Here is a 26,911-nt window from a genome sequence, read left to right on the forward strand (position 1 = left end):
CTTATTCGAGCAGCGACCAGTCCAGCGGCGTACCGCGCTTGATCGGCGCGCGGGCGCGACGTCCGAGGACGGCGTCGGTGTGCTTGGGCGGCAGACCGAGACCCGGGCGAATCGCGCGCAGATTGTCGCGACTGAAGGTGTCACCGGCGGCCATGTCGGCGGTGACATACAGCGAGCGCCGATACACCAGCGACTTGCGCTCGGCCTCGGTGACGCCGTAATGCACCTCGCCCATGGCTTGCCAGGCACGCTCGGTTTCCACCACCAGGCTGGCCATCTCTGAAGGTTCCAGGGAGAAACTGGCGTCAACGCCACCGGCTGAACGGTCGAGGGTGAAATGTTTTTCAACCACCGTCGCACCCAGCGCCACCGCTGCCACCGAAACACCGACGCCCATCGAATGATCCGACAGCCCGACCTCACAACCGAACAGTTCCCGCAGATGCGGGATCGTGCGCACATTGCTGTTGAGCGGGGTCGCCGGATAGGTGCTGGTGCACTTGAGCAGCACCAGATCCTTGCAGCCCGCCTCGCGAGCGGCACGCACGCTTTCATCCAGTTCGGCAATGCTGGCCATGCCGGTGGAAATGATCAACGGCTTGCCGGTGGCCGCCACACGACGAATCAGCGGCAGGTCGGTGTTTTCGAAACTGGCGATCTTGTAGGCCGGCACATCGAGGCTTTCGAGAAAATCCACCGCGCTGTCATCAAACGGCGTCGAGAATGCGAGCATCCCCAGCTCTTTAGCGCGGGCGAAGATCGGCGCGTGCCACTCCCACGGCGTGTGGGCTTTTTCGTACAGCTCATACAACGAGGTGCCAGCCCATAGGCTGCCCGGATCTTTGATGAAAAATTCACCTTCGGACAGATCCAGGGTCATGGTCTCGGCGGTATAGGTTTGCAGCTTCAAGGCATGCGCCCCGGCCCGGGCGGCGGCCTCGACGATTTGCAGGGCGAGCTCCAGCGACTGGTTATGGTTGCCGCTCATCTCGGCAATGATGAACGGCGGCGCATCGGCACCGATCAAGCGATTGCCAATCTTGAAGCTAGTCATGCGATTGATCCTTCAGAACACGGGTGAACACGCAGGCGTCCTGGCTGAAGCCGGCGTCACGAAACAGACTCAAAGAAGGCGCGTTGCCCGGCAAAACCCGGGCGCTGATGGCTTGCAGTTGCGGCCAATGCATCGCGACAAACGCTTCGCCCCGAGCCAGCAACGCCCTGCCCCAGCCCAGACCGATTCGCCCCTCGAGCAGATACAGCGAAACCTCCGCATCAAACCCGCGCAGGTCATAGCGCACGACACCGACCGAACCGTTGTCAGCCTCGGCGATGAGCAGCAACCGCTGCGGATTGCGCAGACTCGCCGACAGCCAGTCCAGATGCTGCGGCCAGTCGATCATCCCGGAATCCAGCGACCCGCGCCGCACCGCGTCGGCATTGCGCCCATCGAACAGCAACTGCGCATCGTCCAGCGTTGCCGGGCGCAGCTTCAGCACCGCCCCGGCCAACGCTGCTGCGACGCGCTCGGCGCCGCGGCCATCGACCAGTTGTCGCGAGCGTTCAGCCAGGCTCTGGCGCAAATAGAAATTGTTGGCGACGAAGCCGACCGCATCGCGCAATTGCTCAACGCTGACTTGCTCACGGGCGCCGAGAAACACATGCGCGCCCGCAGCGGCCATGACTTCGCCGTTGGCCTGCTGATTGTTCGACACCGCGATACAGATCGTCGGCAACCCGAGCGCCGCCCGTTCCCAACTGGTGCCGCCGCCAGCGCCGATGAACAGATCGGCTTCGGTCATGCGCTGATGAAAATCGTTGACGAAACTGTGCAAGCGCCAGTTCGGCCGCGTCTCGGCCAACGCCTGCATTTGTGCCCACGCCGGGTTGTCGGCGCCGGCAACGAAATCCACTTGCAGCTCGTTGAAATCGGCCAGGGCGAGCATCGCATGATGGGTCTGCATCGCCGCATCGAAGCCACCAAAGTTGACCAATACCCGGCGCGCCGTCGGTTTGATCTCGATTGCCGCACAAGCGAATTCCTCGCGCAACATCGCATAGCGCGGGCCGAGCAAGGTGCGGCATCCCGCTGGCAGCAGCGGCGCATAGTTTTCGCTGAGGCCGGACAAATTCTGGTTGAGCAACAGATCGACGCTGTAGCGCCGGGTGGCCAGATCATCCACCGCCGCGATGCGATGCGCCCAGCGCCGCGCCGCGGTTTGCCAGTGATGGTCGAGGCCGTAATGGTCGACGACGATCCAGTCGAATTCCGCCTGCCCGTCCAGACACTGGCCCAGCGCATCGATGTCGAACTGCCAAGGCAACATCGATTCGATGGCCTGCAACGGGTCTTCATCGCGATAGCGCTCGGGCAGCGCAAACGTCTCGAAGCCCTCGGCACTCAAGGCATCCAGTCGATGCCCGGGCAACCGCCGGCAGGCAAACGCGACATGGCTGCCCTGCTGGCGCAGAACCCGCGCCAGGGTCAGGCAACGGGCGATGTGGCCGCTGCCAATGGTCGGCGAAGCGTCGGCGCGAATCAGCACTCTCATGTCAGCTCTCCGCCCGCCTTGAGCGCTGCGTACAGGTATTCGGCGCGTTTCCAGTCTTCAGGCGTGTCGATGTCCTGGACCAGATAGCGCGGCAGGATCACCGGCAGGCTGGCTGGCGAATACAGCACGTCACCGCGCAACCACGCCGCGCTGCGCCCCCAATAGAACTGACCGGCATCCTGATACGCTTCGGGCAGGTCCTGCGAGCGGGTATTGCGATACTCGGGATACAAGGCCGTCAGGGCACCCTCCCCGTCCACGGTCAGCGCGCGCTGCACCGGAAACGCGAAATTGCAAACGGAGAACGCGAATGATCGATCGGGATGTCGCTCCAGCAACTCGAAGCCCTGACGCAGACAGTGCGCCTGTAACAGCGGCGCAGTGGCGTAGATGCAGCAAGCGAACTCAAAGGACGGCAACTGCTCCAGCGCATGCGCGATAACCGCCGCCGTGCCGGTAAAATCATCGGCCAGTGCTGCCGGGCGCATGAACGGCACCTGCGCACCGTGGGCCCTTGCGGCGTCGGCAATCTCAGCATCGTCGGTGCTGACCACGACCTGCTCGAACAAGCCTGAATCCAGCGCTGTGCGAATCGAGCGGACAATCATCGGCACGCCATCGAACGGCAAGAGATTCTTGCGCGGGATACGCTTGCTGCCGCCTCGGGCGGGGATGATTGCGACGTTGCTCAAGGGCGTTTTTCCAACAGGAACCAAGTGATGTCATCGGCTGGAAACTGCCGATCACGGTGATAGACGAAACCATAATCGAGCAGTTGCAGATCAGCATAGCGATCAAGCATTTCCCCGGCGAAATCGCGCTTGAACAGCTTGCCGCTGTTGCCACGATAGGCAATTTCCACCGGCGCCGGATTGTAATACTCGGCGATCAGGATGTAGCGCTGGCTCAGCTCGTACAACTGCGCATAGGCGCGCGGCAACAGCTCAGGGGCCAGATGGATCAGCACGCCTTTGCTCAGGGTCAGATCGTAGCGACGCTCGGCAGGAAAATCGAACAACGAACCGTGCCAGATCTGCGCAATGTCCAGCGCCTGCGCCTGTGCACACGCGCTTTCGTTGATCTCGACCCCGAACAGTTCGCAGCGCGGCAATAACTGACGCAGTGCCTGCAAATTGTTGCCAGCGTTGGTGCCCAGCTCCAGCAGGCTGTCAACGCGACCCGCGCGGCTCAGCGCTTTGGAGAAGAACCCTAGATTGCCCGCCACCAACGCCTGACCGACGTTGCGCTCAACGTACTGGTTGCCGAACTCACCCTGCCAGAATCTTTCCTGCTCGCTCAGATCGCGCATTGCACAGTCTCGTCCACCGCCGCAGCGGTCATCCTTCGGTCAGTCGCCGCAGTTGCTCGACTACATGATCCTGCTGCTCATCGCTCAGCAAGGGGTACAGCGGCAAGCTGATGGCTTGAGCGTAGTAGCGTTCAGCCTCGGGAAAATCGCCCTCGGCAAAACCCAGGTCGCGATAGTAAGGCTGCAAGTGCACCGGGATGTAGTGCAGATTCACACCGATACCGGCGGCGCGCAAACCCTCGAAGACCTGACGATGACTGAGGCTGATACGCTCGGTCTGCAAGCGAATCACATACAAGTGCCAGGCAGACTCCGCTTCTTCCTGCGGGCTCGGCAACGTCACCGGCAAATACGCCAGCAAGCGATCATAGCGCGCCGCCAGTTCGCGGCGCCGGGCGATGAATCCGTCCAGTTTATCCAACTGTGACAGGCCCAGCGCCGCTTGCAGATCCGTGATCCGATAGTTGAAGCCCAGCTCGATCTGCTGGTAGTACCAAGGCCCGTGACTGGGCTCGGTCATCTGCTGCGCATCACGGGTCATGCCATGGCTGCGCAGGCGTTGCAGACGCTCGGCCAGGTGTGGGCGATTGGTCAGGACCATGCCGCCCTCGGCGCTGGTGATGATTTTCACCGGATGGAAACTGAATACGGTCATCGCGGCAAATTCGCCGCACCCGACCGGGCGCCCGGCATAGCTGGCGCCAACCGCGTGCGAGGCATCCTCGATCACGGTGAAGTTGTAGCGCTCGGCCAGTTCGGCGATGCGCCGCATGTCACAGCTCTGCCCGGAGAATGCCACCGCAACCAGCACCTTGGGCAACGTGCCGTCGCGCTCGGCCTGCTCCAGCTTCGCCGCCAGCACCACCGCGTCGAGGTTCCAGGTCAGCGGGTCGATATCGACGAAATCCACCTCGGCGCCGCAATAGCGCCCGCAGTTGGCCGAGGCGAGAAAAGTGTTCGGCGTCGTCCACAAACGATCGCCCGGCCCCAGCCCCGCCGCCAGACAGGCGATGTGCAGTGCCGCGGTGGCGTTGCACACCGCCACGGCGAAATCCGCCTGACAGCGCGCGGCCATCGCCTGCTCGAAGCGCTCGATAGTCGGCCCCTGGGTCAGCCAGTCCGATTGCAGCACTTCGAGCACCGCATCGATGTCCGCCTGATCGACGCTTTGCCGACCGTAGGGGATCATACCGAGAGCTTCGCGTGCAGACCGGCGATCTGCCCGACCGAGAGGAACTGCGGGTTGGTGTCGGAGCGGTATTCGAAATCCTCACTCACCGCGCGCCCGCGCTCGCCGAGTTTGTCGACGGCAAAATCGACATCGACGCTGGTGAAGCGAATCGATGGCTGAATCGTGTAGTGATCCTCGAACTCGAGGGTCATGCGCGCATCGTCTAGCGGCACCATCAGCTCATGCAGCTTTTCGCCGGGACGGATACCGACGTTTTTGTGCGGCAGATGCCCGGCCATGCCGCGCGCCAGATCGACAATGCGGATCGACGGAATCTTCGGCACGAACACTTCGCCGCCGTGCATGCGCGCGAAGCTGTCGAGAACAAATTGCACACCATGGTCGAGGGTGATCCAGAACCGCGTCATGCGCTCGTCGGTGATCGGCAACTCCTGCGCGCCATCGGCGATCAGCTGGCTGAAGAACGGCACCACGGAGCCGCGCGAACCGGCGACGTTGCCGTAACGCACTACGGCAAAGCGGGTCTGCTGCTCGCCGGCAATGTTGTTGGCAGCGACAAACAATTTGTCCGAGAGCAGCTTGGTCGCGCCGTACAGATTGATCGGGCTGGCCGCTTTGTCGGTGGACAACGCCACGACTTTCTTCACGCCATTGTCGATGGCAGCGGCGATGATGTTTTCCGCGCCGTTGACGTTGGTGCGAATGCATTCGGTCGGGTTGTATTCCGCCGCCGGTACCTGCTTGAGCGCGGCGGCATGCACCACGTAGTCGATACCGCGCATGGCCTGACGCAAGCGATCGGCGTCACGCACGTCACCGATGAAATAGCGCATGCACGGCGCGTTGAACGTCTGCTGCATCTCGTACTGTTTCAGCTCGTCGCGGGAGAACACCACCACGCGCTTGGGCTGGTATTGCTCGAGCAAGCGACGGGTGAAGTTGCGCCCGAATGAACCGGTGCCGCCGGAGATGAAGATCGATTTACCGTTGAACATGTTCTGATTCCTGTCCGGCAAGCTTAAGCAAGCAACTGTTCCCAGTTGATCGGGGCACTTTCGCCCAGGGTAAAACCTTTGCCGGTCAGGCCCAGGTTGGCGTTGTAGGCCGGGTCGTGCGCGAAGGCGTCGGGCCATTTTTCACGCAGCGTCGCCAGTGCCGCTGGCGGCTGTGCCAGCTCGCCGTTGTGCAGCACTTGCACCAGAGGCGTCCACACGGTGAGGTAACCGGCCTGACCGGCCTTGAGGCACAGGTCAACATCGGCGAAACCTTCAGCAAAAGTCGCTTCATCCAGCCCGCCCAAGGCGCTGTACAGTTCTTTGCGCACCATCATGCAAACCCTGGAGACGGCCGAATAATTTTGCTCGGCGACCAGACGCTGCATATAACCCTCGGCCTTGTGTTTCTCGCCGATGAAGGGCGAACCCACGCCATCATTCAGACCAAGGATCAAACCGGCGTGCGAGACCTTGCCGTCGCGATCGACCAGTTTGGCACCGACGATCCCGACTTCCGGGCGCTGGGCGTGGTTGAGCAGCGAATCGATCCAGTTCGGGTTGACCACTTCGCTGTCAGCGGCCAGCAATACCAGATAGTCACCCTGGGCCTGCTCGCTGGCGGCGTTGTACAACGCGACCTCGCTCAACGGCTGATCGGCACGCAACACGTTGACCTTGGCATGGCGCAGCGTGCCCAGCCAGTCATTGACCTGCGCCGACTGCTGGGCGTTTGCCGCCAGCAATACTTCATAGCGGCTGTAACGGGTTCGCAGCAGCACACCTTCCAGGCAGCGACGCAGCGCCGGCAAATCATCGATGACCGGCACAATGATCGAAACCAGTGGCTGTTCGGTGTGGCGATAATCGATTTGCCAGGTGCCTGGCGTCTGCGAAGTAACCTTGGCCTTGTAGCCGCGATTGCCGAGATGGCGCAGCAATGCCAGGCGTTCATGGGTGTTTTCTTCCAGAGGCGCCTGCTCGGTGATCAGCAGCGGCTCATCGAGATGCGCCAGACCGTCGAGGCCACCTTGCTCAATGATGCGCAGCAGCAGATCGAATTCCAGCGCCTTGCTGAAATCAGCTTGATAGCCGCCGGCGTCGAGCAGCACTTGACGACGGATCAACCAGTGGCGCGCCATCAGGGACGGCACGCTTTGCAGCAGATCAAGATTGAAACCGGGGCGGAACACGTCGACCAGTGCACCGTTTTCCTTGCGCTGGATTTCATCGGTAGCGACAGCACGCACCCCGTCGGCGCCGATCAGTTCAACGCTGGCGCGCAACAGGCCGCTGGCGGTGAACTCATCACCGGCCTGAGCCAGCATCAACCAGTCGCTTGGCGACTGCTGAGCGCTCTGGTTGAGTTTGTCGACGAGATTGCCAGGCGTGACACGGACAAAGTGCAGGGTGTTCTGCGCAGTGGTCGCTGCTGGCGCCTCACCGGTGGTAAACACGACAATCCTGAATGCCTTGCAGTACCCCTCGACCAGGCTGTCGAGCGATACCTGCAACTTGTCGATGTCGTTGTCCAGATCAAGCAGGAAGATACCGAACTGCGGGCCACCACCTTCAGCAGCCACGTGCTGGCTGATCGACTCGAGCTGCTCGATGGCCGGCGCGCGTGCGGCCAGCCAATTCAACAGACGTCCCGATTGCATCTTGTCGAACGTGACCTGATGGTCGTCGACCGTCAGCGCCTCGAGGCGGGCGATCCATTCATGCAGTTGCGCCGCCGCCTCGTCACCGAGCATTTGCAATTGCGCGGCCAGACGCTTGGCAACCACTTGATTGAACGCATTCAGATCATGCGCCTGCCACAACCGGTCGATCACGCTCCCCGGCGTATCGTTATTGCGCGCCTCCAGCAGATGCGCCTGACGCGTCCATACGCCTTCCAGCCCTTCCAACTGAAGGCGACCCGCCGGCAGGGTATGCAGCATGAATTCAAACTGTTCCAGAAGATCGAAAAACGCCTGGTTGTAGAACGGCATCTCGACGTACTGCAGTGGGCCGAAGCGCCGATCAGGCCGGCGCAATTGCTGATTCCAGGTCGACTCGAAAATCAGCTCGGCAGTCAACGCCCGACGGACCGCCAGACTCTCGGCCATCGCCGCAAAGCTCTCCAGAACAAATGCCTTGGCCTGCCCTGCATCGAGGTTTTGAATACCGGTAGGCAGCGAGACGAGGAAATCGGCGAACGCCTCTCGTTCGGCGACTGACTTCGAATCAAGATAGGTCAGCGAGTGATACACATCGGTATTGTGTTCGGAAACGCCGTAGTTGATCTCGCGCACCACATAAGGAACAGGCAGGATCCGTGCCTTGGCGCTGGCCAGCAGGAAGTACACATGACCGATTTCCTGCCATTGAAAACTGGTCCCCGGCGGCAATGCCGAGTGCCAGGTTTTCATCAGGTCGGTACGGGTCACCGCGTAAAACGGCGGGATGTACTGACTCATGTAGTCAATGACGCGGTCCTGCGCGCGCTCGGAGCAATAGTCTTCCTGAACCTTCTTGTCGCGGCGGTAGTAGTTCACCCCATCGGCCTTGGCCAGGTACATCAGGCAATAGCCATGGCACATGCCATAGTCACGATTGGCCTGAAGAAAGCCGACAGACTCGCAGAGCGAATCGAACACGATGAAATCGTCATCCGCCGCCAGCACCATATAGGGCGTGGTCAGTCGCTCGACGCCATAGGCCAGTTTGGCCTGCATCCCCCAGTAGGCGAATTGCGGAACGTGATGATAATCGACGGCGGAAAAATCGCCTTGCGGACGTTCCGGCGTGGAATCCAGCACCATGATCCTGCACGGCAAGCTGCTGTAATACTTCACCGCACGGCGCAGGAACGCCGGTCGGTTGTGAGTAATCAGCACCACCGTCAACAACTCGTCGAGCGGTAGCGTCAGTTCAGAACTGTACTTGCCTTGCATAACTTCTCTCCACAACCGGCGACTCGCCGAGATAACGCTTGGGGGATGTTGCGAATTAACGAACGCGACGCAGATAGCCGTCCGGCGCCACGGTGATCAGCAGCTTGTTCTGCAACTGCTGGTCGATCTCGAAATCCTGGTTTTCCTCCAGGTATTTCCAGACGGCGGTTTTCGGGTTGTCACCCGGGCCCCACGGGCGATCCGGGAAGAAATCGGCCGGCATGTCTTCGACCACGGTGTCCATCACCACGCAATAGCTGTCGACCGACACCAGCGGTGCGTAGAGACGCAGCTCTTCGAGGACGTGATCGTGGGTGTGGTTGGAGTCGAGCACCAGAATGACTTTTTTGCCCTTGGCCGCCGCTTGCACCTGGGCGGCGATGCCTGCATCGATACTCGAGCCTTCGATCATCTTGATGCGCTTGGCCATCGGATGGCTTTCGATCGCTTCGCGGTTGTGCGCACGAATATCAAGGTCGATACCCAACACTTCGCCGTGACCTTGCAGTTCCAGCAACGAGGCGTAGTAGATGATCGATCCGCCGTGGGCGATGCCGCACTCGATGACCAGATCCGGTTTGACCTGCCAGATGATCTCCTGCATGGCCATCATGTCTTGTGGCAGCTGGATGATCGGGCGGCCCATCCATGAAAAGTGGTAGCTGTATTTGTGCCGGGCCGATTCGTTGAAGAAATCACGGGCAAGGCCGGTCAGTTTCGGGTCGTCACCCTGCTGGGCGATCTGCTCGCGGCACTCGGCTTCGAAGGCTTGGTTGATGCTGTGGTCGGTCATGTTGGTCATCTCAAGGGTCACTGGAACGAAGCGCTGTCGACGGCGTGATAGACGTAGCGTCCACCGGTCATCCGCTTGATCTCTTCGAGGTAATTGGAATTCATCACAAACAGGTTGGCGCCTTCGGGCAGCGCATCCATCGCCTCTTGCGGCGAAGACACCCGCGCACCGCTCAACGGCAGATACCGCCCCTGCTTGGCCGGGTTGATATCGACGACGCGGTCCACCGCGACACCGGCACGTTGCAGGAACAGCGAATAGATCACACCTTTGGACGAAGCGCCCCAGATCGCCGAGCCCTGCTCGGGGGCGGACTGAATGATCTGCACCGCGCGGTCGAGGCTGGCGGTGAAGCCATCCGGCAACGTCAGGCGCGGCACCGGTTGCTGCGGAGTCAGGCGCAAGGTTGCCAGGTCAGCGACGATGTACAGGTATTGGCCACCGAACAGATGACCAGCCTCGTGCACGCTGCCGAACAGACGGCGCAGGTCATCGAGGCGGAAATAATTGACGTGCTCATAGAACAGATCGAACCAGGCCTTGTGTTCGAGAATCCAGTCGAAGCACGGCACCTCGATGTAGATCTGCCCGCCCTGATTGGCCTCGGCGATCACGGTGAGGAAGCTCACCGGGTCCTGAATATGCTCCAGCACATGGCGCAGAACGATGGCATCGGCGGCCAGCCCCAGGCCGCGAGTAAACGGCGCCTTGATCACGTCGGCGTTCTCGCCTTCGTAAGCCGGGTCAATGCCGGTGATCGAGTAGCCCTGGCCCTTGAGCAGTTCGAGGAAATAGCCCTTGCCGCAACCGACCTCGATCAGTTCCCGGCCCTTGAAGTGCCTGGCGATAATGCCTTCGACGTCATTCAAGTGCTTCTGGAACTGGCCGGAATGCGCCTGCTCGTTCTGGTAATCGGCGTCGTAGTTGAGCTTGTCGGCATCGAACGCGGCATTGAAGATCAGACCGCTGTGCTCGTCCTGCACCAACAGCATGTCGGCACTCGCCGACGCCTGCGCCGAATCCGCGTCGGCAAAGGTGCGATTCTGCAACACCGGCAGGTCGGTGACCCGATACAACTCGTGCCTCATTGCGGCTCTCCCAGTAACTGTTGCAAGCGCTCGGTCACCGCCCAGAACGCCAGCGGTTCGTGGCTCGGATAAGGGTAATGACCAAGGTTCAATTCGATCGTCGCGCCGCGTTCGCGTAGACGCTGCTCAACCAGCGCGCGCACCGAAACCGCTTGGCCGCTGGCGCAATTGATCACACCGTTGAAATGCGGTTTTTGCACGATTGCGGCGAGGTAACCGGCTGCCTTTTCGATCGGTAGAAAATCGCGCAACTGCTCACCGGCCGACATGTTGAATGACGCCTCAGCGGCATCGATCGCCCGGTCCAGTGCCGCGAGCAGGCTGTTGGGGTTCTGCCCTTCACCGTGCAGATAGAACAACCGCGCCCATTGCAGGGTGAACGACCGTTCCTGCTGCAGATTCTGCAGAAACAGGTGCAGCGTATGCTTGGCCAGTCCGTACGGATTACTCGGGCGAGGCTCGGTTGTTTCACTGAGCGGGCCGCTTTGCATGCCATATTCGAAGCAGGTACCGGTGACCAGCACCTGCTTTACGCCGGCCTCGACCGCGCTTTTGATAAAGCGATAATCGGCCATCAGGTTGTGCTCGAAATGGAACAGCGCCCGATAGTTCGGCAAACCCGGCCAGGCCAGATGCGCCAGGGCATCGATGCCAGCGGTCAACGCGCTGACACCAAGATCGGCAGCATGAATATCCGCGGCGACGAACTCGACGTCGTTGATCCACGGCATGCCTTGCGCGGTTTGCGCATTACGCGCCACCGCGCGCACTTCGCAGCCGCGTGCCAGCAACGCGGCAACCAGATGCCGTCCGACAAACCCCGTGGCGCCCGTGACCAGCACCTTCACAGCACTTTCAACTCAGGCACGGCGATCACGAAGCGCCCGTCCCACTGACGAACCTGCGCCAGTTGCTGACTGACTTCGTGCAGCAGGTTCCACGGCAGCACCAGTACGTAATCCGGCTTGTCGATGTCGATCTGCGCCGGCGCCACAATCGGAATGCGGCTGCCCGGCAGAAATTTGCCCTGCTTGTGCGGGTTGGCATCCGCTACCCAAGCGAGCAAGTCAGGCTTGACCCCGGCGTAATTGAGCAAGGTATTGCCCTTGGCGGCCGCGCCGTAACCGACCACCCGTTTGCCCTCGGCCTTGGCCTGCAACAGAAAGCGCAGCAGTTCATGCTTGATGCGCTCAGCGGCGGGCGCGAGGGTTGCGTAGTACTCGGCGGTTTTCACCCCGGCGTCGAGTTCGGCCTGCAATTGTTGCTGAACGGCCGGTTGTACCGCTCGGCGCTCGCCGTCCTTGCGCTGCACGAACACCCGCAGCGAGCCGCCATGGGTGCTCAACTGGCTGACGTCGAAGACTTCCAGGCCATTGCGCTCGCACAAAGTCTGCACGGCGGTCAGCGACAGGTAGGAATAATGTTCGTGATACAGCGTGTCGAACTGCGCGCCGGCCATCAGTGTCAGCAATTGCGGAAATTCGAAGGTAGCGACGCCGCTCGGCTTGAGCAGTGTGGCAAATCCGCCGAGGAAATCGTTGATGTCCGGCACGTGGGCGAGCACGTTGTTGGCCGCCATCAGGTCGGCGCCCCAGCCTTCGCTTTGCAGCTGCGCAGCGGTGTCACGACCGAAAAACAGTTCACGAATCTCCAGGCCTTTTTCGCGTGCCGCCTGCGCGGTGCTGCGGGTCGGCTCGACGCCCAGGCAGGCAATGCCGCGTGCGGCGACGTATTGCAGCAAGTAGCCGTCGTTGGCGGCGACTTCGACTACGCGGCTGTCGGCGTGGAGACCGAAGCGTTCGACCATCTCGGCAACATAACGCTCAGCGTGGGTCAGCCAGGTGCTGGAAAACGAACTGAAATAGGCGTACTCGGCGTCGAACAGGCTGTCGGCGCGGGTGTAATCCTCGGTCTGTACCAGCCAGCATTGCTGACACACGGCGACTTTGAGCGGCACCCACTGCTCAGCCTGCTCCAGGCGATCGGCATGCACATAGGCATTGGACGGTGGCGAGGTGCCGAGGTCGATCAGCGGCAGGCTCAGCGGTGCAGCGCACCCACGGCAGTTCATAGACGCACTCCAGCAAAGTGTTGATCGAGCGCGGGATGGCTGGAATCCCGCGCTGACAAATTATTGACAGGCAGCGGCCAGGCAATCGCCAGCCGCGGATCGTTCACCGACAGACCGCCCTCATGCTCCGGCGCGTAATCGGCGCTGTGCAGGTAAAGCAGTTCGGCGTCTTCAGTCAGTGTCTGAAAGCCATGGGCAAAACCGGCCGGAATCAGCAGACTGCGGCCATCGCCAGCCTTCAGATGCTCGGCATGCCAGTGCAGAAACGTCTCTGAATCCGGGCGCAAATCCACTGCCACGTCCCAGACTTCGCCGCGCAGGCAGGTGATCAGTTTGGCTTCCGGGGCGTTGGCATTCTGGTAATGCAGCCCACGTACACTGCCCTTCTCGCGGGTGCAGGAATGGTTGATCTGGCGGATATGAAACTCGCTACCGAACGCGCTCAGACTGCCCTCGCAGAACAGCCGGGCGAAGTGCCCGCGCTGGTCTTCGAAACGTTTGTGCCGGACGTTGAACAGCCCGGCCAGTGGCAACGCCTCAAGGGAGAACTCGCTCACAGCGCGCCTCGGTACAGTTTCAGCTGGCCGAGGGTGACGTTGCGCATGTCATCGCCGTTCTGCCACGCCAGATGCCAGTCGAGGGTCTGGGTCAGGCATTGCTGCAAAGTCCAGCGTGGCTGCCAGCCGAGCAACTGGCGGGCGCGGCTGCTGTCCAGACGCAGCAGACCGGCTTCATGCAGCTCGCTTTTTTCAATGCGCAGACCGCGTGCCTGCGGCCAACGGCTGGCGAGCAATTCGACGACTTCGCCGACGCTGCACATGTCCGCCTCCCCGGGGCCGAAATTCCACGCGCCGGCGTACTCCGGGCCTTGCTCATAAAGGCCAGCGGCCAATTGCAAATAACCGGCCAGCGGCTCCAGCGCGTGCTGCCACGGACGCACGGCTTGCGGGTAACGCAAGGTTACCGGCTCGTCTGCACTCCAGGCTTTGAGCACGTCGGGAATCAGGCGCTCCGGGGCAAAATCACCGCCGCCCAGCACGTTGCCAGCGCGCGCGGTGGCCAAGGCCAGACCGTGTTCGGCGTGCTTGTCCGCCGGGAAGAACGATGCGGCGTAGGACTGCGCCAACAGCTCGCAACAGGCCTTGCTGCTGCTATACGGGTCGTGACCACCGAGGGCTTCGTCTTCACGATACGGCCACAGCCATTCATTGTTGGCGTAGACCTTGTCGGTGGTCACCAGCACGCAGGCGCGCACGCCACCGACCTGACGAATCGCTTCGAGCAGGTTCAGCGTGCCCATGACGTTGCTGGAATACGTGCCGAGCGGATCGCGATAGCCTTCACGCACCAACGGCTGCGCGGCCAGGTGCAGAACGATCTCCGGCTCGGTGTCGGCAATGATTTCCAGCAAGGCGCCGAGGTCACGCAAATCACCGCGCTGATCGTTGATGCCCTCGCTGACCCGCGCCAGTTGGAACAGGCTCGGCTCGGTCGACGGGTCCAGCGAAAAGCCGCTGACTTGCGCGCCGAGGCTTTGCAGCCACAGGGTCAGCCAGCTACCTTTGAAACCGGTGTGTCCGGTGACCAGAACGCGTTTACCGCGCCAGAACTCCGCACTCAGGCCCATTGCTTCCATGGGGCCTCCCCGCTCTGCCACAGTGCTTCGAGATGATTCTTGTCGCGCAGGGTGTCCATCGGATGCCAGAAACCTTCGTGTTCGAAAGCTTTCAACTGTTCGTCCGCGGCCAGACGCGCCAAAGGCTCAGCTTCCCAGGTAGTGGCGTCATCGGCGATGTACGGCAACACCTTTGGCGAGAGCACGAAGAAGCCGCCATTGATCCAGCCCCCATCGCCGCGGGGTTTTTCGGTGAAGCCCAGCACTTGATCGCCTTGACGCTCAAGGGCGCCGTAACGGCCCGGCGGCTGCACCGCGGTGACGGTCGCCAGACGCCCGTGGGCTTTGTGGTAGTCGACCAGTTGAACAATGTTGATATCGGAAACGCCATCGCCATAGGTGAAGCAGAACGCTTCTTCATCCTGCAGGTAACGGCCGGCGCGCAACAGACGGCCGCCGGTCATGGTTTCCTCACCGGTGTCGATCAGGGTGACGCTCCACGGCTCGCTGTAGTTCTGGTGCACGTCCATGCGATTTTCGCGCATGTTGAAGGTGACGTCAGAGGTATGCAGGAAGTAATTGGCGAAGAAGTCCTTGATCGCATAGCCCTTGTAGCCCAGGCAAATGACGAAGTCGTGGATTCCATGGGCGGAATACTGCTTCATGATGTGCCAGAGAATTGGCTTGCCGCCAATCTCGATCATCGGCTTGGGCTTGAGGTGCGACTCTTCACTGATGCGCGTGCCGAGGCCACCCGCCAAAATTACTGCCTTCATCGTCTCCCCTCTTGTTCTGCACCGGGCTGCGCATGGCTTTGTTGAGCGTTGCGGGCCTTGCGGCGACACCTTTTGCCGTTCCGGGCTCAGGTGAAATAACCGCGAGCGCTCGTTTTATGGCGATTTGAGGGGGACTTGCAGGAAACGCGCCAGCTCCAAATCACTGGCAACGATGAACACCAGCCAGAGCAAAATCAAAAGCCCCTCACCCTAACCCTAACCCTCTCCCAAGGGGAGAGGGGACTGACCGCGGTGGATGCGAGGACTACGCCGACTCGAAATACCGAGTCGAACTCAAGTCTTGAACGGCTCACAAATCGGCTCCCTCTCCCTCGGGAGAGGGCTGGGCGGGCGGCGTTCCGATGAGGGGCGCGTCCACCGAAAATCTCAAGCCATGCGGCGCTTCTAACCACTCAACAATGAGCGCCAGCTCGAGTGCTCTTGATCTTGCGTCACCGGCGACGTCGGAAGGCTGAGTGGAGGGACCGATCCGGGCGTGGGAGCGCAGCGACCGTCTGGCGTAGCCAGACACAGCGGAAGGAGGTGCAGCGAAGCAAACCGTAGCCGCTGCGCCCGGATCGATCCCGCAGCGAAGGGACCCGAGCCTGCGAGGGCCGAACGCAGGAGCAAGCGTTTTGGGTTACCTTTTTGGCGTCTGAAAAAGGTGACTCGCCGTAAGGGCGAAACCGCCAGCCGCCACACCAAAAAAAACGGATATTCACCCAAAAACCCAAGCGCCTGGTCGGCCCAGACGCCGCCAAGGCCAAAACGAAAAAAGGGACGAACCCAAAGATTCATCCCTCTTTTCAAAGCCCCCGACAACTACCCGAACATGGCAAACCCATCACCACCCGCAGGCAGCTCAAAGACCTGACCATCGGCCGTCTGAACATGCTCGATGGTGGCAAACCCCGCATACCAGTCCACCAGCCGCACACCATGGTCCGGCACGCCACTGCTACCGTCATTGGCACTGTGCAGATAAACATCATCGCCTACACGGGTCACGCTCAACTGACTGGCGTCAGCGATCATGTTCAGAATCAGCGTGTCATTGGCGTCCAGCCCTTCATCCTTGATCGTCACCAACGCCGACGTGTTCACCACATAGGTATCATCGCCCTGTTCGCCAAACCCGCTGCTGCCCAGGCTCGACGGGCCGGCGTCGTTGAAGATCAACACGTCGTTCCCCTGCCCACCATAGGCCACGCCCCGTCCGAGGGTAATGTTGTCATTGCCTTCATCGCCACTGACCCAGGTAAACAGACCGTCGCGCGCAGCCAGGATGACGTCATCGCCCAAGCCACCAAACAAGGTGTCGGACTGCCCGGCTGCATCGAGACCGGACGCCAGACCACCGTAGATATGATCGTTGCCTTCGCCACCCTGAATCTGGTCGTCACCACCACCGCCTTCAAGGACGTTGTCGCCCCACTCCCCTTCCAGAACATCATTGAACTGGCTGCCGCGCAGGCCTTCGATGTCGATATAGACGTCATGGAAGGCGATACCGCTCTGTGCGCCCCAGTTCAGCGAGGCGCTCAAGCCTTCAGCACTGTCGTCATAGCTGACGATGTCGATACCCGCGCCACCTTCGAAGTTATCGGCCCCCGCCCCGCCGAGCAGCACATCGTTCCCGGCCCCGGAAACGATCGTGTTGTCCCCGTCATTGCCGTAGCCGGTGAAATCGCTGCTGCCGGTATAGGTCAATCGCTCAACGAACGCACTCAGCCTCAACTCCGACAGGCTGGTGTATACATGATCGGTACCGCCCATGAAGCTGTCGTCTTCTTCGACAGTCACACCGGTGCTGTTGATCGTATAAACGTCATCACCGATACCGCCAGCCACCTTCACACCACCGGCATTGACGACAAAACGATCTGCGCCTGAGGTACCGATAACCTCTTCCACGTTGAGCAGCGTGTCACCAGCGAGGTTGCTGCCATTGCCGATCACGACATTGGCTACGTCGAAGGCGTAGCGGTAACTCACAGTGTCGTAACCCTGCGCACCATCAATGCTCATCGAGTCCTTGTGACGATAAATCACATCATCGAAGCCCGACCCCTGAAGCGCTTCGATGCCGGTGAACATATCGCCATAGGCGATGGTCAGGCCGTCGTAGTTGGCGAAGTCTTCGACTCGCACCCCTTCAAGGCTGTCGCTGTAGCTGACGGTGTCGTAACCGTCTCCCCCGACAAAATGATCGGCACCATCACCACCCCACAGCCAGTCGTTACCGGCGCCCGCGATGATCTCGTTGTCGGTGTCACTGCCGTAAGCCTTGAAATCACCGGTCCCCGTGAAGGTCAGCTTCTCGACGAAGCCAGCCATCTTGATGCTGTTGAGGCTGGTGCGCAGTTCGTCGTAGCCACCCCAGTCTTCCTCGACGATGGTCACGTCTTCAGCGCTGACGATGTAGACATCGTCACCGCTGCTGCCTTCCAGCGTCACGCCGGCTAGCGAACTGCTGAACGTATCGTTGGAAAAGGTCCCGACGATCTTCTCAACGGACACCAGCGTATCGAGCTTGCCGTCGGGGCCGGCGACGGTGGTCGCACCCTCGGCCAGTTCGACGTTGATTCCAGAGGTTATTGCGTAGTAATTCGCAGTGTCGAAGCCGTCCCCGCCATCAAGCTCATCCGATCCCGTACTTGCCAGCAGGACATCATCCGACTCCAGTCCATAGAGTTGGTCATTGCCGTCGGTGCCCGACAGGATGTCCGCTTCACTCGTTCCATTCACGACTGTCATCACATCTTCCTTGCGTTGTTGTTGAAACCGGATCCGTCAGTGCGGGCATTGCCTGTCCAGCGCGCATTCCCTCGCCTGATCGACTCGAACAAATCGTTGATCCTGTAAAAAAGGCGACCCGAGAGATCGCCTCAAATGAAGCCTTGCGACAGATCAATCTGCCAGCCAGCCGTATTCCCAATGCCGCAGGTTATCGCCGCGCAGCACGTAGTCGCGCAGCACCACTTCACGCAATTCATCGCCCATGCGGTAGCTGGCATCCGGATCAGCCAGATGCATGCGGATCGCTTGCAGCCATTCATCGGTCGTGTTGGTCTTGACCCGTGTGCACGGCAAGTAGCCGCGATAGGCCTCGGTGTCGGTGCAGACTACCGGGTAGCCGCAGGCGCCGTATTCCAGCAGGCGCAGGTTGCTCTTGCAGTCATTGAAGATGTGGAACTCGAGCGGCGCCAACGCCAGGTCAAGGTTCAGGCTGGCCAGTTTTGCCGGATACACATCCAGGGGAATCACACCGTGAAATTCGTGCATGTACGGCAGCAAGTCATCCGGGCACATACCGAAGAACACCCAGTCGACTTCGTTGGCCAGTTCGCGCACCACCTCGGCAATTACCGCCAGATCGCCATGGTGACTGGTGCCGCCACCCCAGCCGACACGCGGTTTTTTCGAGGTGCGGCGCTGGCTGCGCAGGTGTCCCCACAGATCCCTGGCCAACATGTTCGGCACCACGCGAATGTCGTGATGCATGTCAGATAGCGCGTTGGCCAGGGGCGCAGTCGAGACCACCACACGATCGCACAGGCCGATCGCCCGGCGAACCATGCGCTCCATGTCTGACTTGCCCGGCATATTGCGAATGTGTGCATTGCGATGGGGAACGTCGATCACATAGTCGTCGAGCTCGAAAATCCGTCGGGCATTGAAGAATTTCTTCAGCGGCGGGATTTCATCGATGGCGTGCTCCGAGTAGCGCCCCTGCAGGACGATCACATCGGGCGCCTGACGCTCGATATCAATGATCGATGGCAAGCCGTAACAGATGCGCCCTTCCACGCGGTTGGCTGCTTCCAGCTCGATCAATGGCTGACTCATGCGATAGTGACCGATGGCAGAAGCGTTGATCGGGACCGCGAGCACGTTCGGCAGTTGTGCCTTGGAGAAGGCGCTCCAGCCGGTACGCAGGCCCGGTTCAAGGCTGAAGTTGGTGGCGCCAACGCCCTGCAACGTCAGGTTGACGTTATACGCCGGATCGCGCGCAACCAGTGGCAGCCAGCGCTGATAAAAGGTGTCCTTCTCCTCGGCGTGCTGCGCTTGCTCTTGCTCCGTCGCCGCAATAACCGGTTGAGTGCCCACCGCCAGCACGGCGTGCGGGTTCATCACCACCAGATAACCGTCGCGGCCGATGCGCAGACACAGATCTACGACACTGAGCGTTTGCTTGAAATCCTGCTCATCAAGACCGCCGGCCGCCTCGAATACCGATTTGCGAATCATCAGGCAATCGCCACCGACCGCGCTCAGGTCATGCACAGCCTGCAGCCGGTGCATATATCCATCCGCCTGCATCGGCTGGCCATAGAACGGCAGTCCCGCCGGCCCATTCAGCCCCAGGATCAGACCGGCGTGCAGCACGCCACCGTCCGGGTTGAACAGCTTGGCGCCAACCACCCCGACTTCAGGGCGTTGTGCATGATTGAGCAGTTCGTCGAGCCAGTCGGCCTGGGTGATCACCGCAAAGGCATTGAGCAGCAGCACATACTCACCGCGCGCCTGGCGTGCGGCGAAGTTGTGCACGGCAGCGGCATTGTCCCTTTGCGCACACCGCAGCACGCGAATCCGGTCGCTGCCCAGCTGCGCCATGCCGTCCAGCCACGCCAGCGCTTCGGCGCTTTCGCTGCCGTTGTCGACCAGGAGCAATTCGTACTCGGTGTAGGCGGTTTTCTCCAGCAGCGTTTCGACACAGCGCTGCAAGGCGGCAGTCTGGTCCTGAGTGACGATGATCACCGACACCAGAGGGCGCTGCGCGTGGCGGTAGTCGACACGATTGAGCGGCCCGTTCTGGCGGATTTCATGAGCAATGCCGAGGCGCTGCAGATGCGTCTCGAGAATGCGCGGACTTTGCTCCACCACGCCAGGCTCGGTGAGCCATTGCGACAGGTCGAACTTCGACTCCAGCAGCACTTCAGCGACATGACCAATGACGTGCAGACCATCGCTTTCGGCCATCCGCCAGAGCATGTCGTGTGGCGCCAGCTCGGCGTACGTCGACGCAAACCCACCGAGCGCGAGGAAGCGCTCGCGCTGGAATGCCAGCGCTCGGCCGACGTATGGATAACTGCGCATGAGGTCGAGGTTGAAGTCCGGTTTGAACGCCGGCTCCGCCGATTCGCCGTCGCGCAGGCTGCCTTCATCGCTGTACAGACACGTCATCGACCGCGAATGCGCGATGCGATCGGCCATCACCAGCAATGCCGGTGCCACCGGGCGATCTCCCGGTTGCAGCAGATAGAACCAGTCGGCGCCTTCGAGTTGCGGCAACAGCGTATTGATCTGCTCCAGACCGTCATCCTGCAACGGCATGTGGAATACCCGATCCTGCAACTGCGCTTCGGTACAGGCGACGGACAGTACCAACACCAGCTCCGGCGGATAGTCCTGGGCAGCGAGCGCTTGCAGGGTGCGCTCGAGCCCGTTGCGGCTACCCTGCGCATCAATGACGATCGGCACGATTCTCGGCTGCTGCGGCCAGCCTGCGAGTGTTTCCGGTAACCATTGACGCTGCGTCTCGGTCAGCACCCGACACGCCAGCCACTGCGCATAGAGCTCGCCGAAACTGAAGCTGTCGACACCCACGCCCATTTCCTGGCGGCTTTGCTTGGTACCCAAGGTACGGCTCAGCGGCAGTTCGTCCCAAACGCGAGGCAACTCGTCGGCCTTGGTCAGTCGCACGTAGCGAACCCAGCCCTTCGCGGGCGCCGACTCGCCGCTGCGCACTTTGAGCATTTGCGAAAGCCACTCGCGCTCAACCTCGGCAGCATCCTTCATCGGTTGCTGCGCGCTCAAACGCTCAGGGTAAAGTCGCTCGGCGCTCAGAACATTGTTGGACGTCACCATGTTGCCGCGTCGCAGCAGACAGACATACAAGGCAAAATCCAGGGTCGCAACGAAACATGCACCCTCTTCAGTGAGCGCCGGCAACAATTCGGCGACATCGGCACGCCGGAACAACGCACTGCTGAAGCCGCCGAGGACGTTGACCGGGAATTTTTCGAAAATGCTCAGCACATCGTCGCCTTTGAGCAACGCGCTCACGGGTGATAGCGAGCTGTTTTCCAGACGGGCCGGCAGAATGATGTCGTTGGCGTCCCACAGCAGCCGTTGAGCGATCACCAGACTGACTTCTTCGCGCTGTAACTCATGGGCTTGCTGTTCGATGCAGGCCGAATAGAGCAGGTCATCGTCACACAGGAATTTGATGAACTCGCCGCGCGCCTGCTCGAGGCAGACCTTCAGATTGCCCACCAGCCCCAGGGTCTGCGGGTTGCGAACGTAGCGCACCTGGGCCCCGGTTTGCTCCCTGACCAGCCTGACGATGTCCATGATCTCGTCACCACGACTGTCATCGCACACGACGATGTCGAGATTGCTGTAAGTCTGGCTGACGGCACTGTTCAACGTCCGCTCGAAAAAACGCGGATTGAACGCAGGAATGGCAATGCTGACGAGGGGGAGTGAATTCACGGCGGGCTCACAGGCGGTACGAGCCCGCTCGGAAAAACGAGCCCTTGGTACCGCAAAAATCATTAACAGAGGGACAAGGTCAGCGGGCGCTTACGCGCCCGCTGCCCGTCAGATCTTGTTGAACAGACCCAACTGGCTGATCTTGCTGAACGCCAGTTGCGAGGCTTGCAGCATGGTCTGCTGCAAGGTCAGGCGCGTCATGACTTCGGCCGGATCGGAATCGCGGATCGAGCCTTGGGTCGTGGTGTTCGCCGTGCTCAGGCTGTCGTTGGTGATCGCTTGCATGTCCAGTGCCTGGCCGCGCGCACCGATGGTGGTGACGGCGGTGCCGATCTGATTGGCGGCGGCGTCGATGTTGCCGAGGCCCGCCTCCATCGCGCCCTGCAATTTCTGCTTGGCAACCGGATCGCCATCGACCGGGGTGTTCAGCGCCGTGATCATCTGGCCCAGGGTGTCGAGCACGTTCTGGGTCTGGTGATTGTTCGGCTGGATCGAGAACTGATCGCCAGTCGCTGGTGTACCGCCGAGGGCGAAGGTCACACCGGCAGCGGTCGCGTTGCCACCGACCACGGTGCCCGAGGATACCGGCTTGCTGTCGGCGGTCACTGGCGCTGCGTACAGATCGAAATCGGTCGCGCTGGTGAACTTGAGGACTGCCCCACCCTGCGGGAATGCGGCGGTATACGCAGCCTGGTCGGTGATGGTCGAACCGGTGATCACCGACGTCGAGGTATTGCCCGGGCTGCGCGTGGTAGTGAACGAATCAGGCGTGGTCGACAGCTGGAAGCTGTGCCCGGCAATGACTGCGTCCGGGTTGGTGTCGCCGGCCTTGAGGTTGACGTTCAACTTGAGGTCGACACCACGGAAACTGACGGTCTGGTTGGCACCGCTGCTGTTGCTGATCAGGCCGTTCTGGCTGGCCTCGGCAGTGACATCGTTGCCTAACGCGTCGGTGATCTTCAGCTGAGTGCTGCTGACGAAATCGATGGTATACGGCTGGCCGGCGCTGAATTTGGCGTCGTAGCCGGCAGCAGAGCCGACAGTGCCGTTGGACAGCACGACACGGCCGTCATCCACAGCGGGTGCGGTCATTTTGGTGTTGGTACGACCGGTGTTGATGGTCTGCTGGAAGGCGTCCCAACCGGTGGTATTGGTGCCGACAGTCATGCCGTCGCCAATGCCCAGATTGATGGTGGTCTGGTCGCCGTTGTAACTGAAAGTGCCGTCGGCATTTTTCGAGTATGGCGCGGTGTCGGTTTTCGAACCGGAGAACAGGTAGTTGCCGTTGGCGTCCTTGGCATTCATCAAGCCCAGCACTTGTTGCTGGATCTCGCCCATTTCCGAAGCGTACGCCTGACGGTCCTTGTCGGTGATCGTGCCGTTGTTGGCAGCCAGGGCCAGTTCCTTGGCCCGCGCCAGCGCCGTGGTGATCGACTCCAGGGTCGACTCTTGCACGTTCAAGGCGCTTTTGGTGGTGTCGACGTTGGTCTTGTATTGATCAAGCATCGCGGCCTGCTGGCCCAGTTGCAGCAAGCGCCCGGCACCGATCGGATCATCCGCCGCGGTGTTGATGCGCTGCAGGCTGCTCGCCTCGCTGGCGGTGGCAACGGCCTTGTTGAAGTTACGCTGATAGTCCGAAGCTTGCGTTCCGTAATACTGAGCGGTGGAAATGCGCATGAATTACGACTCCTTAAAGGCTGTTGATCAGCGTGGCGAAAGTTTCCTGCGCAGCTTTGATGATCTGCGAAGACGCTGTGTAGTACTGCTGGTATTTGACCAGGTTGCCGGTTTCTTCATCCAGGTTGACCCCGGACAACGAATCGCGCGCGCCCTTGGCGTTGTCCAGAATCGCGCTGGTTGCAGCGCTGTCGGACTTGCCCTGGGCAGTCTTGGTACCGACATTGGTGACCAATTTGTTGTAGGCGTCAGTCAGGCTGATGCCCTTGCTCGCCGAACCGGTGTCGACGCTCTGCGCGGTTTGCAGGCCGACCAGTGCCTGCGCGTTACGGTTGTCCGAAGACGCCGCACCGGTCAGGTTCATGGTGAAGGTCTCGCCGGATTTCGGCGTGCCGCCCACGGTGGTTTGCACGGTGAAGGTTTTCTGCACGTTCGGCGTGACGGTCGTATCCAGCACCGGATTGCCGCTGGCATCGACGATGCCGACTTTCAGATTCAGGGTGTTCGACTGGCCCGGAACGATGGTGCCGGTACCGATGGTCGCGCCCTTGGCGTCCACCAGGTTGTACGACTGACTGCCACCGCTGGCCGCGCCAAACACCAGTTTGACCGGCGTCGAATTCTTCAGCGCCGCCTGCATGTCCGCTTGAGCGGTCGGGTTGTAGATGTCGATCTTGTCGCTGAGCGTCGGCTGGGTGTAAGTGCCCAGACCGTTGGCGCTGGCCACGCCGGTCAAAGGACCTGCGGCGGCGATTTTCTTCGGATCGCTGAGCACCGTCTGGATGCTCGCCGCTGCGTTGCGGGTCGGCGTGACTTTGAACGAGTCACCGGCGCTCAACGCGCCACCGTTGAGTGCGAGGCTGAAACCGTCGATCACGGGTGGCGGGTTGGTCGTGGTGCTGAACGCGCCCATGTCGGTGCCGTCGGAACGCTTGACGGTGTAGTCAGTAGCGCTGGTGAACGTGACCTGATAATCGCTGGTGGTCAGCTTGCCGGTGTCCTTGATGGTCACATCGAGGTTGCCGGAGCCGGCGCTGTTACCATCTTTGGCAATGCTGCGCTGACTGATCAGCGCGGCACTGTTGATGTTGTTGAAAATCGCCGCGCCGAAGTCACCGTTCTTGTCGATGCCCTGGGCTTGCTGGCGGTTGATCTGATCGGCGACCACCAGGGCCACTCGACCCAGCTCGTTGAGCGACGGGTCGAGGACTTCCTTGCGATAGGTCAGCAGACCACCGATTTCGCCACCGCTGATCACCGAGGTGATGTCGATGGTGCTCGAACCGCGGTCCATCTGAATGGCCATGCGCGACGGATCGTCTTTGCTGGCAACCATGTTCAGGGTGTTGGTGGTGTTACCGATCACCAAGGGCTGGCCGCTGCCGACGTAGATATCGAAACTGGTGCCGCGCTCAACCACTTGGGCGCCGGTCAGCACCGACAGTTGGCGCACCGCTTCATTACGGCTGTCGAGCAGGTCGTTCGGCGCACCGCCGCTGGTGGAAATCTCGCCGATCTTCTGGTTCAGGTTGGCAATCGAAGTCGCCAGCTTGTTCACCTGGGCGGTCATGTCGCCCAGGCTGCCGTTGATCGTAGTGTTCTGGTCGTTGAGTTGCTTGGCGATGGTGTTGAAACGGCTGCTCAGCGCCTGCGCACCGGTCAGCACCGATTGGCGCGAGGTGTCATCGGTGGCCGAGGTCGACACGCCCTGCAGCGAAGTGAAGAACTTCTGCAGCACGCCGGTCAGGCCGGTGTTGGTGTCCGAGAGCATCGCGTCCAGCGGCGTGGCCTGGGCCAGGAACGAGGCCGCTTCGCTGTCCAGCGAAGTCGCCGTGTGCAGCTGGCTTTCCAGGTACGAGTTGTACACCCGGCGCACGTCGGCCAGGGTCGTGCCGGTGCCGATGAACACGGTGCCGTACTGCTGCGACGACTTGGTGCCCTGTACAGTTTGCTGACGTGAATAACCGGCGGTGTCGACGTTGGCAATGTTGTTGCCTGTCGTGGCCAGAGAGGACTGGCTGGCCGACAGTCCCGACATCCCGATATTGAGCAAACTCATGGTTCAGACCTTATTACCTGGTGCCTTATAAAGGCGTGGTGGAGACACCCGCCGCAGCGTAGTTTTCGAAACTGTTCATCTGCTTGGCAATTTGCGAAATCTTGTTGGCGTAGTTCGGGTCGGTGGCGTAACCGGCCTTCTGCAACTCGCGTACAAACTGTTCTGGGTTATCGGCCGACTTCAGCACTTCTTGATAGCGATTGTTGCTCTGCAGCAACGTCACCAGATCGTGGAAGCTGTCCTTGTACGAGGCGTAGGAACGGAACTCGGCCGTCTCCTTGACCATCGCACCGTTGCGGAATTCGCTGGTGATCGCCCGGGCCGAATCGCCCTTCCAGTTGCTGCTCGCCTTGATGCCGAACAGGTTGTGGCTGCTGCTGCCGTCCTGGGCGCGCATGACCGATTTGCCCCAACCGGTTTCCAGCGCCGCCTGGGCCACCAGATAACGCGGATCGACGCCGATCCGGTCGGCGGCTTCCTTGGCCATTGGCAGCATGGTGTTGACGAATTCGTCGGCAGAGCTGAAGGCTTTTCTCGCCGGCGCCAGCGGAATCTGCGCCATGGCGCGACCGTAGACCTGCATCTGCCCGCCAGCAGCCGCTTTCTGTTCTTCGGCGCGGGCCAGCCAGTCGCCGTTGTACAGCGGGCCGGAACCAGCGATGGCCGGGGTCGCGGCACGTTGTGGCAGGGCGTTGCTCGCCACCGCTGCCGTAGCTGCAGTTGCAGTTGCAGGCGCAGACGGCACCAGCCCGGCGAGCAAACGATCAGCCAGTTTCGGCGGCAAAGCCAAGCGACGCTGATTGATCAATTGCATGTCGTTGCGGTGAGAAATGTCGGTGTTCGGCGCATTCACCGAACGCGACGCCCACAACGGCCGCTCGCCATTGAGCCGTGACAACGGACCGTTGGTAGCAACGGTGCCGGCGGCAATCGGCGTCGGCACCGCGGCCGCCTTGGCCAGCGCTTCCTGCTGCTTGGCGGCGGACGCCGCAGCAGCTTCGCCCGGGGCCATCGGTTTGTTCTTCGACATCTGCCGGATCAGCACGTCGGCCAGGCCGATACCACCGCCCTCGCGGGACATGGAAACCGCCAGTTGCTGGTCGTACATTTCCTGATACTGCTTGGCGGCCGGCGTGTTCAGCGGGTTGTCCTGGCCGAGCGCATCGGTGGCCGAACGCATCGACTTGAGCATCTCGCCAAGGAACAGCGATTCGAATTCCTGCGCAACCTTGCGCATGTTTTCATCGCTGTTCTTGTCGCCGACCTTGAGCTGGTTCAGACGATTGAGGTCGGAGTACGAACCCGAATCGCTGCTGCTGACCAGACCGCTTTTGCGCATATCCATGGTGG

The 26,911-nt window shown here is 61.1% G+C and carries 19 protein-coding genes; all 19 read right to left on the bottom strand.

The window, feature by feature from the left end; all coding sequences use genetic code 11:
• Position 1 precedes the first annotated feature (1 nt).
• The gene (gene pseI, locus J3P93_RS19880; RefSeq protein WP_434591029.1) at positions 2-1,054 is read right to left on the bottom strand and encodes a pseudaminic acid synthase; all 1,053 of its coding nucleotides are present in this window, start codon (positions 1,052-1,054) and stop codon (positions 2-4) included.
• Entirely contained in the window at positions 1,047-2,552 is a 1,506-nt protein-coding gene (gene pseG, locus J3P93_RS19885; RefSeq protein WP_434591031.1) for a UDP-2,4-diacetamido-2,4,6-trideoxy-beta-L-altropyranose hydrolase, read from the bottom strand. The genes pseI and pseG overlap by 8 nt, the downstream gene beginning before the upstream one ends.
• On the bottom strand, positions 2,549-3,244 hold the full coding sequence (gene pseF / locus J3P93_RS19890; RefSeq protein ID WP_434591034.1) for a pseudaminic acid cytidylyltransferase: 696 nt from the start codon (positions 3,242-3,244) through the stop codon (positions 2,549-2,551). The genes pseG and pseF overlap by 4 nt, the downstream gene beginning before the upstream one ends.
• Positions 3,241-3,861 (bottom strand): pseudaminic acid biosynthesis-associated methylase, encoded by a 621-nt coding sequence (locus J3P93_RS19895; protein ID WP_434591037.1) that lies wholly within the window; start codon positions 3,859-3,861, stop codon positions 3,241-3,243. Before J3P93_RS19895 ends, pseF begins: the two co-directional genes overlap by 4 nt.
• 28 nt (positions 3,862-3,889) lie before the next feature.
• Complete coding sequence (gene pseC, locus J3P93_RS19900) at positions 3,890-5,050, bottom strand: UDP-4-amino-4,6-dideoxy-N-acetyl-beta-L-altrosamine transaminase (protein ID WP_434591039.1); 1,161 nt, start codon at positions 5,048-5,050, stop codon at positions 3,890-3,892.
• The gene (gene pseB / locus J3P93_RS19905) at positions 5,047-6,048 is read right to left on the bottom strand and encodes a UDP-N-acetylglucosamine 4,6-dehydratase (inverting) (protein WP_434591042.1); all 1,002 of its coding nucleotides are present in this window, start codon (positions 6,046-6,048) and stop codon (positions 5,047-5,049) included. The genes pseC and pseB overlap by 4 nt, the downstream gene beginning before the upstream one ends.
• 23 nt (positions 6,049-6,071) lie before the next feature.
• Positions 6,072-8,984, bottom strand: coding sequence for a glycosyltransferase family 2 protein (locus tag J3P93_RS19910; protein WP_434591045.1), 2,913 nt, complete (start codon positions 8,982-8,984; stop codon positions 6,072-6,074).
• A gap of 55 nt (positions 8,985-9,039) precedes the next feature.
• Complete coding sequence (locus J3P93_RS19915) at positions 9,040-9,777, bottom strand: cephalosporin hydroxylase family protein (protein WP_434591048.1); 738 nt, start codon at positions 9,775-9,777, stop codon at positions 9,040-9,042.
• Between the two features lie 17 nt (positions 9,778-9,794).
• On the bottom strand, positions 9,795-10,865 hold the full coding sequence (locus tag J3P93_RS19920; protein ID WP_434591051.1) for a class I SAM-dependent methyltransferase: 1,071 nt from the start codon (positions 10,863-10,865) through the stop codon (positions 9,795-9,797).
• Positions 10,862-11,713, bottom strand: coding sequence for an NAD-dependent epimerase/dehydratase family protein (locus J3P93_RS19925; RefSeq protein WP_434591053.1), 852 nt, complete (start codon positions 11,711-11,713; stop codon positions 10,862-10,864). Before J3P93_RS19925 ends, J3P93_RS19920 begins: the two co-directional genes overlap by 4 nt.
• Complete coding sequence (locus J3P93_RS19930; protein WP_434591055.1) at positions 11,710-12,936, bottom strand: methyltransferase domain-containing protein; 1,227 nt, start codon at positions 12,934-12,936, stop codon at positions 11,710-11,712. Before J3P93_RS19930 ends, J3P93_RS19925 begins: the two co-directional genes overlap by 4 nt.
• The gene (locus J3P93_RS19935) at positions 12,933-13,493 is read right to left on the bottom strand and encodes a dTDP-4-dehydrorhamnose 3,5-epimerase family protein (protein WP_434591057.1); all 561 of its coding nucleotides are present in this window, start codon (positions 13,491-13,493) and stop codon (positions 12,933-12,935) included. The genes J3P93_RS19930 and J3P93_RS19935 overlap by 4 nt, the downstream gene beginning before the upstream one ends.
• Complete coding sequence (gene rfbG, locus J3P93_RS19940) at positions 13,490-14,572, bottom strand: CDP-glucose 4,6-dehydratase (protein ID WP_434591059.1); 1,083 nt, start codon at positions 14,570-14,572, stop codon at positions 13,490-13,492. Before rfbG ends, J3P93_RS19935 begins: the two co-directional genes overlap by 4 nt.
• Complete coding sequence (gene rfbF, locus J3P93_RS19945) at positions 14,554-15,327, bottom strand: glucose-1-phosphate cytidylyltransferase (protein WP_434591062.1); 774 nt, start codon at positions 15,325-15,327, stop codon at positions 14,554-14,556. The genes rfbG and rfbF overlap by 19 nt, the downstream gene beginning before the upstream one ends.
• An 822-nt stretch (positions 15,328-16,149) precedes the next feature.
• Positions 16,150-18,084 (bottom strand): calcium-binding protein, encoded by a 1,935-nt coding sequence (locus J3P93_RS19950; RefSeq protein ID WP_434591065.1) that lies wholly within the window; start codon positions 18,082-18,084, stop codon positions 16,150-16,152.
• 153 nt (positions 18,085-18,237) lie between these two features.
• On the bottom strand, positions 18,238-21,825 hold the full coding sequence (locus J3P93_RS19955) for a glycosyltransferase (RefSeq protein WP_434591068.1): 3,588 nt from the start codon (positions 21,823-21,825) through the stop codon (positions 18,238-18,240).
• Between the two features lie 108 nt (positions 21,826-21,933).
• Positions 21,934-23,502 (bottom strand): flagellar hook-associated protein 3, encoded by a 1,569-nt coding sequence (locus tag J3P93_RS19960; RefSeq protein ID WP_434591071.1) that lies wholly within the window; start codon positions 23,500-23,502, stop codon positions 21,934-21,936.
• Between the two features lie 13 nt (positions 23,503-23,515).
• The gene (gene flgK, locus J3P93_RS19965; RefSeq protein ID WP_434591074.1) at positions 23,516-25,561 is read right to left on the bottom strand and encodes a flagellar hook-associated protein FlgK; all 2,046 of its coding nucleotides are present in this window, start codon (positions 25,559-25,561) and stop codon (positions 23,516-23,518) included.
• A 25-nt stretch (positions 25,562-25,586) separates the two neighbouring features.
• Positions 25,587-26,906, bottom strand: coding sequence for a flagellar assembly peptidoglycan hydrolase FlgJ (gene flgJ, locus J3P93_RS19970; RefSeq protein WP_434591077.1), 1,320 nt, complete (start codon positions 26,904-26,906; stop codon positions 25,587-25,589).
• Between the last annotated feature and the right edge of the window lie 5 nt (positions 26,907-26,911).

The organism is Pseudomonas sp. R3-57, from assembly GCF_051132065.1.
Taxonomy (GTDB): Bacteria; Pseudomonadota; Gammaproteobacteria; order Pseudomonadales; family Pseudomonadaceae; genus Aquipseudomonas.